The 13,533-nt window shown below is 42.0% G+C and carries 11 protein-coding genes and 1 other annotated feature; of the genes, 9 read left to right on the top strand and 2 right to left on the bottom strand.

Annotated elements, in window-relative coordinates; genetic code table 11:
* The gene (locus ACN6KS_RS17090) at window positions 1-1,647 is read right to left on the bottom strand and encodes a glycosyl hydrolase family 28-related protein (protein WP_143812375.1); all 1,647 of its coding nucleotides are present in this window, start codon (window positions 1,645-1,647) and stop codon (window positions 1-3) included.
* A 155-nt stretch (window positions 1,648-1,802) separates the two neighbouring features.
* Here ACN6KS_RS17090 and ACN6KS_RS17085 point away from each other — a divergent pair, with 155 nt between their 5' ends.
* From ACN6KS_RS17085 to ACN6KS_RS17060, 6 genes are all read left to right on the top strand, one after another.
* On the top strand, window positions 1,803-2,747 hold the full coding sequence (locus tag ACN6KS_RS17085) for an NAD-dependent epimerase/dehydratase family protein (protein WP_341135071.1): 945 nt from the start codon (window positions 1,803-1,805) through the stop codon (window positions 2,745-2,747).
* 27 nt (window positions 2,748-2,774) lie between these two features.
* Entirely contained in the window at window positions 2,775-3,896 is a 1,122-nt protein-coding gene (locus ACN6KS_RS17080) for an acyltransferase family protein (protein WP_341135070.1), read from the top strand.
* Window positions 3,897-4,592: 696 nt separating this feature from the next.
* Window positions 4,593-5,648, top strand: coding sequence for an Atu2307/SP_0267 family LLM class monooxygenase (locus ACN6KS_RS17075; RefSeq protein WP_280787703.1), 1,056 nt, complete (start codon window positions 4,593-4,595; stop codon window positions 5,646-5,648).
* Window positions 5,649-5,729: 81 nt separating this feature from the next.
* Window positions 5,730-6,410, top strand: a complete 681-nt coding sequence (locus tag ACN6KS_RS17070) for a Crp/Fnr family transcriptional regulator (protein ID WP_440960119.1) — start codon at window positions 5,730-5,732, stop codon at window positions 6,408-6,410.
* A gap of 112 nt (window positions 6,411-6,522) precedes the next feature.
* Window positions 6,523-7,335, top strand: a complete 813-nt coding sequence (locus ACN6KS_RS17065) for a DNA alkylation repair protein (protein ID WP_341135067.1) — start codon at window positions 6,523-6,525, stop codon at window positions 7,333-7,335.
* Between the two features lie 253 nt (window positions 7,336-7,588).
* On the top strand, window positions 7,589-9,139 hold the full coding sequence (locus ACN6KS_RS17060; RefSeq protein WP_440960118.1) for an acetamidase/formamidase family protein: 1,551 nt from the start codon (window positions 7,589-7,591) through the stop codon (window positions 9,137-9,139).
* An 86-nt stretch (window positions 9,140-9,225) separates the two neighbouring features.
* Here the strand turns inward: ACN6KS_RS17060 and ACN6KS_RS17055 are convergent, their stop codons facing one another.
* Window positions 9,226-9,672, bottom strand: coding sequence for an Lrp/AsnC family transcriptional regulator (locus ACN6KS_RS17055; RefSeq protein ID WP_094868830.1), 447 nt, complete (start codon window positions 9,670-9,672; stop codon window positions 9,226-9,228).
* A 151-nt stretch (window positions 9,673-9,823) separates the two neighbouring features.
* Window positions 9,824-10,054, top strand: a binding site (T-box leader).
* 139 nt (window positions 10,055-10,193) lie between these two features.
* On the opposite strand from ACN6KS_RS17055, the gene tyrS reads away from it, so the two are divergent.
* The 3 genes from tyrS to ACN6KS_RS17040 all read left to right on the top strand — a co-directional run bounded on the left by tyrS (window position 10,194) and on the right by ACN6KS_RS17040 (window position 13,522).
* Window positions 10,194-11,453, top strand: a complete 1,260-nt coding sequence (tyrS, locus tag ACN6KS_RS17050) for a tyrosine--tRNA ligase (RefSeq protein ID WP_094868831.1) — start codon at window positions 10,194-10,196, stop codon at window positions 11,451-11,453.
* Between the two features lie 215 nt (window positions 11,454-11,668).
* Window positions 11,669-11,959, top strand: coding sequence for a hypothetical protein (locus ACN6KS_RS17045; protein ID WP_094868832.1), 291 nt, complete (start codon window positions 11,669-11,671; stop codon window positions 11,957-11,959).
* Between the two features lie 318 nt (window positions 11,960-12,277).
* Complete coding sequence (locus ACN6KS_RS17040) at window positions 12,278-13,522, top strand: anaerobic sulfatase maturase (protein ID WP_440960117.1); 1,245 nt, start codon at window positions 12,278-12,280, stop codon at window positions 13,520-13,522.
* Window positions 13,523-13,533 lie beyond the last annotated feature (11 nt).

Below are 13,533 nucleotides of genomic sequence, written 5' to 3'. Positions count from 1 at the left end.
TTACTTAGCGATCCATCCGTTAGCACCGGTTCCGCTTTCCTTCACATAAAAAGTGGCTTTCGCTACACCATCTGTTCGCATAGCCAGACTGCCAATCGGAGCGGTAATTGTTCCCTCAGGCGATCCTTCCACGATAAATACTGCAGGAAGTAATGTTCCACCAACGAGTCGGACTGCACGTTTGAAGTTGCCATAGGTAGAGAACCATTCAGTTAAAGCATACGGATTATACAAGGTACCAAGAGAAGTACCCTGCATGGCAACCAATGTTTCGAATTCAAGAATGCGTTTTACCTTTACAGAACGGGTATCAAACACTGCTACATTGTTCAGGTGCAGGAAGGGCTTAGCTGCACCATAAGAAGACGCTAGCACGACTTGATTGGTCCCGCTGTTACGGACAATCATATTGTCGACAGTAACCATCGCGTCAGACTCTGTTGTGAATAATTGCAAGGTACTGCCCGTTAAGTCTTGTGCATCTATCGTCCCCACATAAAGATCTCCTCCGTCGATTCGGACTCCGCTTGCTAAGGTGGAGCCCGAGCCGTACATCCCTAACGAGCCGATATGCAATCTTGGTTTTCCTCCAGCAGCATTAAACGCAGCGTAGATCGCAGGGCCGCCGATTCCATCGAACTTTGCGCTTGCGATATCAATAAATTGTGAATAGATCGTTTGTAAACCGTAATTTGCTTTATGATCCGTCGAGCGAATAGACAAATGGTTGATTTTTAGCGTCAATCCATAGGACAGCAATGCTGGACTTACTGATCCGCTTACACGCATATCTAGTGAACCGATGTCGAGAGTCCAGAGTCTCGTTATCTCATCTGAAAGCCCAGTTGTCATATCATTGCCGAAACCAATAGTCGTCAAGGAGTCAAATCGCTGATAAAAGCTACGCGTTCCCTTGAATATATCGGGTTCCACATCAAGTGAATTGGCGCCATTAAACCCAGGTGCACCACCGCGACTGTTATTTAATACCGCTCTGTTGACATGAAGCTGGTCTACAAAATGGACTACAAAGTTCTTTCGGCCAGCCGTTTCACAGAAAGCATATCCGATATGCACATTAACGGATGGGATATCTTCAGTCCCTCCAATGAAAATATTATCACCATAGCAATCATGAGAGTACACCGATTCGATCGTTATATTTTGCGAAGAAGAAATGAACAAGCCATGAAGTTGATCGTTGACGGCTGTTTTAACAGTCGAAGCACTTCCGTCTATTTCGAGGCTGCCGGATATCGTGATGTTTGAGGCATTTAACATAACAAGAACACGAGTATCCGAGGGTGGGTTAGGGGCAAGCACTAATTTTGAGCCGGCTTCAAAGCTCAGGTTAGTTCCGGTTGGAATACGAAGACACCACCAGTCGAGGACTGAAGGGTTACGCATGTGGCCGGAAGAGACTTTATATACACCAGGCGGAAAAATAACAACCTTGCGTTTGGCATTTCCAGCATTAATTGCATTTTGAATCGCGACGGTGTCATCTTTGGTACCATTCCCTGTAGCTCCATAGGATCGAACATTCACGTAACCGTTAGTTTCAGGATCTAATTTAATAGAAGTGACCGCGCCGTCCGCAATAACGGGCGTTGTTACAGAATTATCTGGAATAGGTGCAGTTGCCATATACTTCACTCCTTTATTTTTTGATTGGAAATATAAGAGTAATGATTGTCGTCCATAAAGGTTGACAACATCGTTTCTTCATAAGTATTTTATGTGAACTTTTCTACAGATGCACGGTACAAAGAGCACTTTACAGGGCGAAAGGAGTTTTTTATTTGAAGGTATTAGTAACTGGGGGGCTTGGTTTTATTGGGTCACATGTTGTTGACCGGCTTATAAGAGAGGGGATCGAAACTGTAATTGTAGATAATTTATCGGGAGCTTCCGGCTCATTCTATAGAAATCCTTCGGCACTTTTATACCCGTACGACATTCGGGACGAGACACTGGGTGAAGTCTTTATCCGTGAGAAGCCGGATGTGGTTATTCATCTGGCGGCACAGATTGACGTAAGAGAATCACAGCGCAATCCATTGTTTGATGCGAATGTGAATATTGTTGGCACACTAAACGTTCTGCGGATGTGTGAGGTGCATCAGGTTGAAAAGATCGTCTACGCCTCGTCGGCCGCAGTATACGGTAATCCTGAATATTTGAGCATTGACGAGAAACATCCCCTAAATCCTGAATCTTGTTATGGGGTATCAAAAAGTGTTCCTGAATCTTATATTCGGATGTTTGCAAGCATGCATGGGCTGAAGTACACCATTCTTCGTCTTGCAAATGTGTATGGACCTCGACAAAGCTCGCATGGTGAAGCTGGCGTCGTTTCGATTTTTCTGGATCGCTTGAAGCTAGGCAAGGAGCTTGTGATTTATGGGGATGGAGAACAGACCAGGGATTTTGTCTATGTTGAGGATGTTGCACAGGCGTTTGTAAATGCGGCTTGTACAGACGAGAATGCGGATAATCAGATCATAAATATTAGCTGCGGGGTGGCGACTTCCATTAATACGATTGTAGAAATGATAGGCGGTATTACAGGTCGGGAATCCCAGACAACCTATGAGCTTGCTCGACCGGGAGATATTCTTCACAGCTACTTAAACAACAGTAAAGCAATGGAGCTGATGTCCTGGTCTCCTCACCATGACCTTCATCAGGGACTCAAGAAGACGGTTACAGCCCGATTGACTGTAGGCAGTGCTGTGGACCATTAATCGCAAATATCGAAAGGGGTCATCCCCATGGAACGAAAATTAAATTCGGAAATGTTTGTTCTACGTAGTATAGCCTGCTTAAGTATAGCGCTGTTGCATGCTTTATATCGAGTCTATGACGATGGTAACACGTCTTGGGTAGACTCAGTGGGTCTACTGCTTACCTTTGGCACACCGGTATTCGTATTTATCTCGCAATTCGTATTGTCTTTTGCATACCCGGACGGAATTCCCGCGAAATTTTGGGAGAAACGGATCAAGTATATTTTGCTTCCTTACTTTTTTTTCGGAGCTTTGTACGCAGGGTTAAAAGGATTGGATATGGCGAGCAGTGAGGGGATTCCGCTTCTTCAGGCTTTTTGGTACTTCCTGTGGCGTCATTGGTTACTTGGCGATTTTCATGGCTACTTTATCCTAATTATCTTTCAGTTTTATGCTCTATTCCTCTTATTTCAAAGGCATGCCAAAAAATTCACTCCACGCTCTATACTGATTGCGTCATTCGTTATAAATATGGCTTACTTAGGCTTTTTTAATTTCACCAAACCCGTAGATACGGTAGCTGCTCAATATATTTGGGATAAATTGTATTGGGTTTTCTCTCCGGGGTGGATTTTCTACTTTACTGCGGCTTATTACTTGGGGCGAAATGAGACTTGGTTCCGGGAAAAATTAAAACAGTTCCGTTTAGCTGTCTACGTGCTTCCAGTTGTAACAGGTGCGCTTGTGCTATTCGTGAATGGGCAAGGCTGGATTACGGCACATAGTTCTAAAAGAATTGATATGTTACTTTTCGCCATGAGCATGATTCTGCTACTCTTCACAGTGGCTTCTTCATTGAAAAAAGTGCCGCGTATGCTGGAGTGGAGCAGTAGGTACTCCTTCGGCATATATTTGCTTCACCCGTTGCTGTTGGCTTTATTCGTCAAACTTCCTTCTTCGTTCGGGTTGCAAAACCTTGGACTATTCAGTGTGCTGCTCCAATTTGTCGGATGTGTGGTTGGATCGGCGATCATCATGAATATAGCGAATCGTATTCCAGGCGGAGCCTTTGTGTTTGGTCGAGTCGGAATTGGAATCAATCAGAGGAAGAAACCGAAATCGTCGGATACACCGATAACTACGAGTATTGGGAACCCTTCGAATTAGCTGAAAATTTACCACTACCCTTCCGTTTTTTTAGTTGATTAGTGGTCTTTTAACATTCTCTGGGTAAATGGTCATTCCATCGTACTAGTTCCGCCCTTCAAGCCTTATTAAAAAGGTAAATAGTTGTAAAAAGTACAATTGCGCTCAAACATTTGCTGCATAGTTTCGGTTTAATTGCATATTGTACAATTATTTTGCGAAAATTCCACTATATGGAGGTAAATGATCACTTTTAAGTGTATAGAGTGCAACTATATCCCAATAAGCTACCTAAAAAGCGCATATAGTTGCACAAAATACAATTAAACAGCGAAAGTCACGCCCACCGCGGCAAAGTTACAGTTTAATAGTGTGTTGTAGCCCGATAGAGCGTAATCCTGCTGCATTGGACCGTATTGCAGCTATTGCTTCATTTTGCAATCGTTTCAGACTGTATAGCTCTTATTCCCACTAGAATATACATTTTATAGGTGAATTCATTGAATAGTTGCATCTGAGTCCAATAGTTTAGAAAAATGACCAAAGTCATAAAAATAATGGCTCCTCTGTCCGATCTATAATCGAGGGGATCTAAAATAGTTGGAATTATTGGAGAATCCTATTATAATGAGTTTCTTGATTCATAGTAATCATGAATATTTAAATATTTACATCTAGAGAATAATGCAACGTGCAGACATTAGGAGGAAATGAAAAGTGGAACTTGGAATAAGTACCTTTGTCGAGACAACGCCCGATGTCCAAACGGGTGAGACAATAAGTCATGCAGAACGGCTACGTGAAGTAGTGGAGGAAATTGTACTTGCCGAAGAGGTGGGACTAGATGTATACGGAGTGGGCGAGCATCATCGTCATGATTATGCGGCTTCATCACCTGCGGTTGTGTTAGCTGCAGCTGCATCGTTGACTTCGAAAATTCGGTTGACCAGTGCCGTAATGATCCTGTCTTCAGCAGATCCCGTACGTGTATTTCAAGATTTTGCAACGCTAGATGGCATTTCGAATGGACGTGCAGAAATTATGATCGGCCGCGGCTCGTTTACAGAGTCTTTCCCATTATTCGGCTATGATCTGAAAGATTATGAAGAACTCTTTAATGAGAAGCTGGAATTGTTATTAGCTATCCAAAAGTCAGAAAAAGTGACCTGGAGCGGCAAACATAGAGCGGCCATAAACAATCTGGGGATTTATCCGCGTCCGGTTCAAGATCCGTTACCAATTTCGATTGGGAGTGCAGGAAGCCCAGAGTCAGCGATCCGCACAGGGGCGCTTGGTTTGCCTTTTGTTTTAGCAATTATTGGGAATGTTCTTCCGCTTGATTATGCGAAACATGTGCAGCTCTATAAAAATGCAGCGGCTGAAGCCGGATATGATATTTCAAACTTACAGGTTGCCTCGCATTCTCACGGGTTTATTGCTGAGACGAATGAGTTAGCTTTGGAGAAATTTTTCCCTTCAACGCATGCTCGAACCAATGTGCGGGCGATAGAAAAAGGGACGCCACCCTACCATCGTTCCGATTATGATAAAGCGTGCAGCTTTGATGGCGCTCTTTACGTAGGTGATCCAGAAACCGTTGCGAACAAAATCATTCATCTTCGCAAACATGTGGGGATTACGCGATTCTTTTTACATATGCCCCACGGTACAATGCCTCATGAGGATGTTATGCAGGCGATTAGACTGCTGGGAACGGAAGTAGCCCCTCGTGTTCGTGAAGAAGTAGCGCGCTGGGAAGCAAGTAATCGTTAATGAATAAGCTGCGTCCTTAGGACGTGGCTTTTTTTGTGCGGTATACTAAAATAACGAATAACGTTATATAAGGGAGGGGCCATGGAGACTATTCATTATTTATCTCAATTCAATTTGCTTCAATCGTTAGCGCTGGAAGATCTAATGGAAATGGAAGAGTTAACTCGAATAACAGTGGTTCCGAAAAATACATATATCCAAACACCGCCAACCTTCTATGAAGGATTATTTTTTGTGAAAAAAGGAAAGGTACGTTTATACCGATTGAATGCGGATGGGAAGCAGTTTACTTCGGATATTTTGAGTGAGGGTAATGTTTTTGGTGAAATGAACGTGATTTCGTTTGGAACGAAAGATCATTACATTGAAGCCATGGAAGAGTGTCATATCTGTACAATTGATCCTGTAAGATTTGAAGAATTCGTAGCTACTCGACCTAGATTTTTGATGTCATTAATGCAAGTATTGAGCGATCGTATAAAAAGTATGAGTCAGTTAACTCATAACCTAGCCATCGGAAATCTGCATGATAAAATATTGTGCGTTCTTTTAAAGTTATCGGATCAACTAGGCGTTAAAAGTGAGGATAATTATTATAAAATCAATGTTCCATTGTCACATCAAGAAATCGCCAATTTGATTGGTGCGAGCAGAGAAGCGGTTACTATGGCATTGCAAGAGTTGGTAAAAGCTGAGGTGCTTCAGACTGGGTTCAGAACTATACTTATCCACCATGATAAAGTCTCCGAAAGAAATTTATAAAGATTATGAGTTGTAAATGAGATTACATCTTTATGGTTAGAAATACCCGTATCCTAAATATAAGAAGAAGGTTATTCAAGCCTTTAAAATCATAGGTGAAGGGAAGATTTCTATGGAGCATAGGAAGGGAGCTCGAAAAGTTAGCGATATTCCTGCTGAAGTTGTAGGACTATTGCATAAAGGACAATTACAGACTGTAAATCTAACGGAATGGCTTGCTGTGGACCATATGGTTTTGTTGGGAAATGTGCTGGACGAGCTAGGTTTTGGACAGGAATCCGAACCGATTTTACAAAGGCTTCGCGATTCATCGGAAAAGAAAATCATGAAGCTCATACCGGCTATTGCGCGGGAGTGGCAACAGGTGTTGGAATGCAAATCAGAGGCGGAACAAGTCCGAGTATTCTCAGCTTTAGCGCAACATCATTCCGATAGTGTCCGCTGTTGGGCTGCCTATATGATCGGTCTAAATCAATCTTTAAGTCTGTCGCAAAAGCTAATGGATATCCGTCCCTTTGCAGCGGATGATCATTTTGGGGTACGCGAGATTTCATGGATGGCTTTAAGGGAATCGGTCATTGCAGAATTGGATGAATCCATTAAGTTCTTAGAGAGCTGGGTTTATGATCAAGATACGAACATAAGGAGATATGCGATCGAATTGACGCGGCCACATGGGGTATGGGCGAAGCATATTATTGCGCTCAAAGAAAACCCAGTAATAGCTCTTCCATTATTAGATCCACTTAAATCAGATCCGGCAAAATACGTACAGGATTCTGTAAGTAATTGGCTGAACGATGCGAGTAAAAGCAATCCGGAATGGGTGCTGCAGCTTAGTGAGAAGTGGTTGATTTCTTCGGATTCCAAGGAAACGAAGCGGATTGTAACACGGGCAACAAGGAGTATAACTGCTCTACGTTGAAAATGAAGTATCACTTTAGAATGGATGATAGAACGTCAAACACTTTGGCTAATTACCTAATAAGTGTTGGCGTTTTTTTTATGTAACGAAGAAGCAGGCTTGGATAATTAAAGATATCTAATAGTTATAACTTATTATTTAAACTTAGATGTGTATAAATATTTATATTGTTAATCTGGAATCCATCTGTTATACTCAAAAACACGATATGTTATAAAATATAACATTAAATTGAGTCGAGGAGGATCTGACTATGAAAAGACAAATATTTCTGAAGGTTAGTGTCATTTTATCAACGATTTTGCTAGTTGATTCGTCAGTTAATGTTATGTATGCTGACACTGATATTGGTGCTTATAAACCGAAAACTCATGTTCTAAAGGCAAATTCGGAGACTGTTCGCTGGGGGAATATTGGTAAGGGTAATCCAGCTTTAACGGTACAATCAGGAGATATTGTAACGGTCGAGGCAATTACGCATCATTCCGGTGATGATTACGACCGAATGATTAAAGGGGATGCGGGTGTTGAAGATATTTTTCACTGGATAGAAGGGGAGAAGAACGAAGCGCTTCGTGGACCAGGCGTACATATTATGACGGGACCTATCGCAGTAGAAGGCGCTGAGCCAGGGGATGTTCTGGAAGTGAAGATTTTGGACATGAAGCTGAGACCTAATGGAAATGACAAATACGCAGGTAAAACCTATGGCGTGAATGCCGCGGCGAACTGGGGTTATCTATACGGAGATATGGTTGAGGAGCCGAAAAAACGTGAAGTGGTCACCATCTATGAGATGGATACTGAAGGTGGAACGGATTATGCAACAGCTGTTTATAACTACAGATGGACAGTGCAAACCGATCCGGATGGTCAAGTGCACCCGACAATCGACTACCCAGGTGTAATTGTAGACCATAATACGATTGATAAGAACTTTGATGTATTGAAAGGTATAAAGATTCCAGTACGTCTCCACTTCGGCACGATGGGTGTGGCGCCTAAAGAAGCAGATATCGTTGATTCCGTCCCTCCTTCTTACAATGGTGGCAATGTAGATGATTGGCGGATTACTGAAGGTGCAACGATGTATTACCCTGTATCCGTACCGGGTGCGCTACTGTCGATTGGTGATCCGCATGCCGGTCAAGGGGATTCTGAGATTAACGGAACGGCTATCGAGACATCGGTCACTGGTGATATACAAGTCATTCTTCATAAAAAAGCAACGCTTAACAAAAAATTGAATGGGTTAAGTTTCCCATTACTTGAAAATGAGTACGAATGGGTTGTGCATGGCTTCAGTTATGCGAATTATTTGGAGGCTCTCGGAGCAAGTGCACAAACAGATATCTTCAAAAACTCTTCCATCGACAAAGCGATGAAGGATGCTGCTCATAAAACGAAAGATTTTTTAATGGGTGGAATGGATTTGAGTGAGGATGAAGCGTACTCACTGATGTCTGTGTCCGCGGATTTCGGAATTACACAGGTGGTGGATGGTAATTGGGGCGTGCATGCTTTGATCGATAAAGGCCAATTCGGTGATTCGGAGCGCAAGGCAGTGGGATTACGTAGCAGCTTTGAAAGCTTTGGTGCGAAGGTGAGCTGGAAACCGGCTACTCAGACAGTAACTATAAGCTACAATAATAATGTTCTAGAGATGAAAGTCGGGGCGACGACAGGAATGTATAATGGAGAGGTCGTTAAGCTCGTTGCTCCAATAGAAGTTGTAAAAGAGAAGACTCAGGTCAGTGAATATTTCGCGAAATTTTATAAAGCTAAGTTATCTAAAACAGAGTAGGTGAATTAGTATAATTAGCAATCATTTCTTAATCATTATAAGATCCAAACCAGAGGAGAACCGTCTTTATAAAGTCGGTTCTTTTTTTATATATTTAGACCGTCCTGATTTTTATGGCGCTTTAATAAGATTTGGTTTTCTACACGGACTAGACCGTCCAGACAGTAGATGGATTCATGCATAAACCGTTCCATCTCTTCAAGGTTCTCAACTAGAATGTGAATGTGAAGAATGCAAGGCCCTGTCATTTCATAAAGTACGGCTACGCGTTCATTTTCTTTCAAGATCCCGACTATATGATTTAAATGAGAAGGCTCTACTTCAAGCTCCAAATATGCGGAAATTTTCTTTCCTAGCTTTTCTGCGTTAATGACGATTGAGAATTGCTCAATAATTCCTTGATTGACGAGCCGGTCAATACGATCCTTAACCGCTACACTTGATAAATTAACTTCTTTAGCTAGATCGGTGTAGGAGATTCTGCTGTTTTGAGTTAGGCGTTCTAAAATATGATTATCGATTGGATCAAGCATACGGAGTCGTTCACCTCTTTTTTCGTAATTGTAACAGAAAAAAATAGGCAATGCCTAGTAGTGCATCACAGCAGGAGTGTGACTCAGCATTCTCAGCTTAAGATGTTGACATTGAAGAATTATTTCACTATACTGGCTGTAATCTTATATACGATATACGTTGAAGAAGCCCAGTAGTAGCTTAGTCCCTGTTCCAGAAAGCCGGGGGTTGATGAAACCCGGTACACACTAAGAGTACGAATTACACTTTGGAGTATCTCGGCTAACACCGAGCGGAATGGCGAACGATATCTCGTCACGAGTGGCATCAAGGCTGTGTTTTAGCATTAGCGTTTCATTGGTGCAATCTGGGTGGTAACACGGTTATTCAATCGTCCCTATGTCTACAATAGACAAGGGGGCGATTTTTTTGTTTTTAAATATAGGGATTTATAGGTTTCACTTCATCAATTATCCTTATATTTGCTTGGCGGACTGATGATTCGTTATAGGATATCTACTAATTTAAGGGGTGTTAGGCAATGAATATTATCGACGAACTAGAATGGCGCGATGCCATCAATCAACAAACCGATGCCGAAGGGCTTAGAGAATTGACCAACAAGAAATCCGTTTCAGTGTACTGCGGTGTAGACCCGACGGGTGACAGTATGCATATTGGTCACTTGATTCCGTTTATGGTACTCAAAAGATTCCAGCTTGCAGGACATCGTCCGGTTATTCTAATTGGCGGTGCAACAGGTACGATTGGTGATCCAAGTGGACGCCAGTCTGAACGCTCTTTGCAGACACTGGAGCAAGTTCAAGCGAACGTGGATGCACTTACGGCACAAATGAAAAAACTGTTCGTAACCGATGGCGACAATCAAATTCGCATGGTGAACAACTATGATTGGACGCATAAAATCAATGTTATTGAGTTTTTGCGTGACTATGGTAAGAACTTCAGCATCAATTCGATGCTTGCCAAGGATGTTGTAGCGAGCAGATTGGACAGCGGAATTTCCTTTACGGAATTCTCCTACCAAATCCTGCAATCCCTAGATTACCTGCATTTGTACCAGCATGAAGATGTGCAGCTGCAAATTGGTGGCTCTGATCAATGGGGCAACATTACAAGTGGACTGGATTTGATCCGTAGAAAAGAAGGATCTGAAGCTATAGCCTTCGGTCTTACTATCCCGCTTATGCTGAAATCCGATGGCACGAAATTTGGTAAATCAGCTGGTGGAGCAATCTGGCTGGACCCGAACAAAACGACTGCGTTTGAGTTCTACCAGTTCTGGGCGAATACGGATGACCGTGATGTTGTGAAATACTTGAAGTACTTCACATTCCTTTCTAAAGAACAAATTGATGCACTTGCAGAAAAAGTACAGTCTGAACCACATAAACGTGAGGCTCAAAAAACACTAGCTGAAGAAATGACCAGATTCGTGCATGGTGAAGAATTGCTGGAGCAGGCGAAACGTATTACTGCTGCTCTGTTCAGTGGAGATATCAAATCCCTAACAGCTGATGAGATCGAGCAAGGCTTCAAGGAAATGCCGACTTACGAAACTACACTGGAATCCAAAAACATCGTAGAGTGGTTGGTTGATCTCGGGATCGAGCCATCTAAGCGTCAAGCGCGTGAAGATATCACCAAAGGCGCAATTTCCATGAACGGTGAAAAAGTTAGCGATGTAGCATTTGAAGTTACAGCAAATGAAGCGATCGGTGGCCGGTTTATCATTATCCGTAAGGGTAAGAAAAACTACAGCTTGGTGAAATTGTCCTAGCAGGTATAATATTAATAGGTCTTCCTTATATGAATAAGGGAGGCTTATTGCTATATTTGGGATAGTTAGCTTATCATTTACGTATTAAAATGAAAATCGAAGGTGAAATCGTTGGAATTATGTTAAGATTAGGATTCGTGTGATTTATAGATTAACATAATCATCAGAAACCATAATAGAAAATTAGGAGTGGTAATTTGAGAAGACAAAAACCAATGACCATGGAAGAATTAATGAATGAACTTCAAGGTCAAAAAATGAATCAAGAAGATCCCAATGAAATATCTTTTGAAAAGCTGTTTAATGAAGAGTTTATGAAAAAATACTCGAACTGGATGAGTTTTGATGAATTTTTAATCAAAGGGAACTTTCAAGTAAAGACAGAAGAAGATGTTGCTGACATACCTGATGAACTTTTTGATCGTCATGTAGCAAGAGAGACGAAGTTTGCAGATTGGAAATCAATGTTGGAAACAGCAAATAAGGAATACGTCCGTACAACATGAAACAACATTAGGATTTAAAGTCCCCGAAACGGAACTGACCCCGTTTGAAATTTGGGATTAAAGTACCTAACAAGTTTAAATAGCCAGTCGCTGGAAATTCAGCGACTGGCTATTTTTTCGCTAAAATACTGTAATCAAACGAATCCCATTCTCAAATATACTGCACTCTCATTAGTTTATGGGGAGGTGTTTTTTATGTCCAATTATTCGATTAACTGTGATGTTTTACTCATTGATGATTTGCATCCTATGATTTAATTGAAGACATAGGAAATCGCTTTAACAAAGATAGTATATACATAGGAGGGGCAGACTCGTATGGCAACATGCATGCAGACCACAAGGCCACAAACCCTTAATGTCATGTGGAAAACCGTCTCAGAGGATTGTAATCTAGCCTGTGATTATTGCTACTACAGCACAGCAGGGGGGCATCCTCGGCAACCGATCCGGGTGATGGATATGGATCTTCTGGAGCGATTTATCGCTCAGTACATGAAAAGATCATCAGGTATAGCGACTTTTTCTTGGCAGGGAGGGGAGCCGCTATTGGCCGGACTTCCGTATTTTGAACGCGTGATTTCACTCCAAGCTAAGTACGCTCCACCTCATACAATGATTAGTAATGCGCTGCAGACCAACGGAACGCTTATTAACGAGAAATGGGCGGAATTTTTTAAACGGTATAACTTTTTGGTTGGGATTAGTGTGGACGGTCCTGAGCCCATTCATGATGCGCATCGTATAACGGGCTCGGGGAAAGGTAGTTATGATCTAGTTATGCGTGGGGTTCGCCATTTACAGAATGAGGGTGTGGACTATAGTATTCTGACGGTGATCCATGAAGATAACGTAACGAAACCGGACGATTTGATGGCATTTTACCAAGAACAAAAATTTCCCTATGTTCAGTTTATCCCTTGCATGGATTTTGTTTCACAGAAGAGTGATATGCCTGGCCGCTTTCGAATTACACCTGAACAATACGGAGTCTTTTTATGCCGTACATTTGATCTGTGGTACAACGAGGGGTATCCAGAGCTTCCCATTCGTAATTTTGAGAATATGCTTCTAGTATTCATGCATCGGGAGGCAGAGTTGTGCGTTCACAGCTCATGCTGTCCGAAGATGATGGTGCTTGAAACCAACGGGGATGCTTATCCTTGCGATTTCTTTATTGATGAAGAGCACAGGTTAGGAAATATCGGCTATACCGACCTTGAAGCACTGCTTACCAGCCCTATATATGATGACTTTTTGTTAATGAAACCCAATATGAATGAATCATGCTATAAGTGTGAATATCTTAGCTTTTGCAATGGGGGATGCCCCCGCAACCGGAATTGGCTTGATGTTCATGATCGTACTGAGGTTGATTATTTCTGCAGTAGCTATAAAATATTCTACTCATATGCCTATGAACGAATGATACTGCTAGCAAACCGACTTAAATCGGAGCAGATGCTGGCGTTCAGGAAAAGTGCCAAACTACTTCCAGGTATAAATGATCCATGTCTCTGCGGAAGCGGGAAAAAATTTAAGAGTTGCTGTCAACCACTATAGCTAAAATTTTT

Origin of the sequence: Paenibacillus nitricinens (assembly GCF_052056485.1) — a bacterium.
In the GTDB taxonomy this organism is placed as follows: Bacteria; Bacillota; Bacilli; order Paenibacillales; family Paenibacillaceae; genus Paenibacillus_AQ; species Paenibacillus_AQ nitricinens.
Note: the sequence above shows the minus strand (reverse complement) of the source record. Positions and strands in the feature narration are given on the sequence as shown.

What these genes read in the sequence shown, in the direction of transcription:
- ACN6KS_RS17090 (WP_143812375.1), bottom strand. Translation starts at nt 1,647, where the DNA reads ATGGCAACTGCACCTATTCCAGATAATTCTGTAACAACGCCCGTTATT.
- ACN6KS_RS17080 (WP_341135070.1), top strand. Translation starts at nt 2,775, where the DNA reads ATGGAACGAAAATTAAATTCGGAAATGTTTGTTCTACGTAGTATAGCC.
- ACN6KS_RS17070 (WP_440960119.1), top strand. Translation starts at nt 5,730, where the DNA reads ATGGAGACTATTCATTATTTATCTCAATTCAATTTGCTTCAATCGTTA.
- ACN6KS_RS17065 (WP_341135067.1), top strand. Translation starts at nt 6,523, where the DNA reads ATGGAGCATAGGAAGGGAGCTCGAAAAGTTAGCGATATTCCTGCTGAA.
- ACN6KS_RS17060 (WP_440960118.1), top strand. Translation starts at nt 7,589, where the DNA reads ATGAAAAGACAAATATTTCTGAAGGTTAGTGTCATTTTATCAACGATT.
- ACN6KS_RS17055 (WP_094868830.1), bottom strand. Translation starts at nt 9,672, where the DNA reads ATGCTTGATCCAATCGATAATCATATTTTAGAACGCCTAACTCAAAAC.
- tyrS (WP_094868831.1), top strand. Translation starts at nt 10,194, where the DNA reads ATGAATATTATCGACGAACTAGAATGGCGCGATGCCATCAATCAACAA.
- ACN6KS_RS17045 (WP_094868832.1), top strand. Translation starts at nt 11,669, where the DNA reads ATGACCATGGAAGAATTAATGAATGAACTTCAAGGTCAAAAAATGAAT.
- ACN6KS_RS17040 (WP_440960117.1), top strand. Translation starts at nt 12,278, where the DNA reads ATGGCAACATGCATGCAGACCACAAGGCCACAAACCCTTAATGTCATG.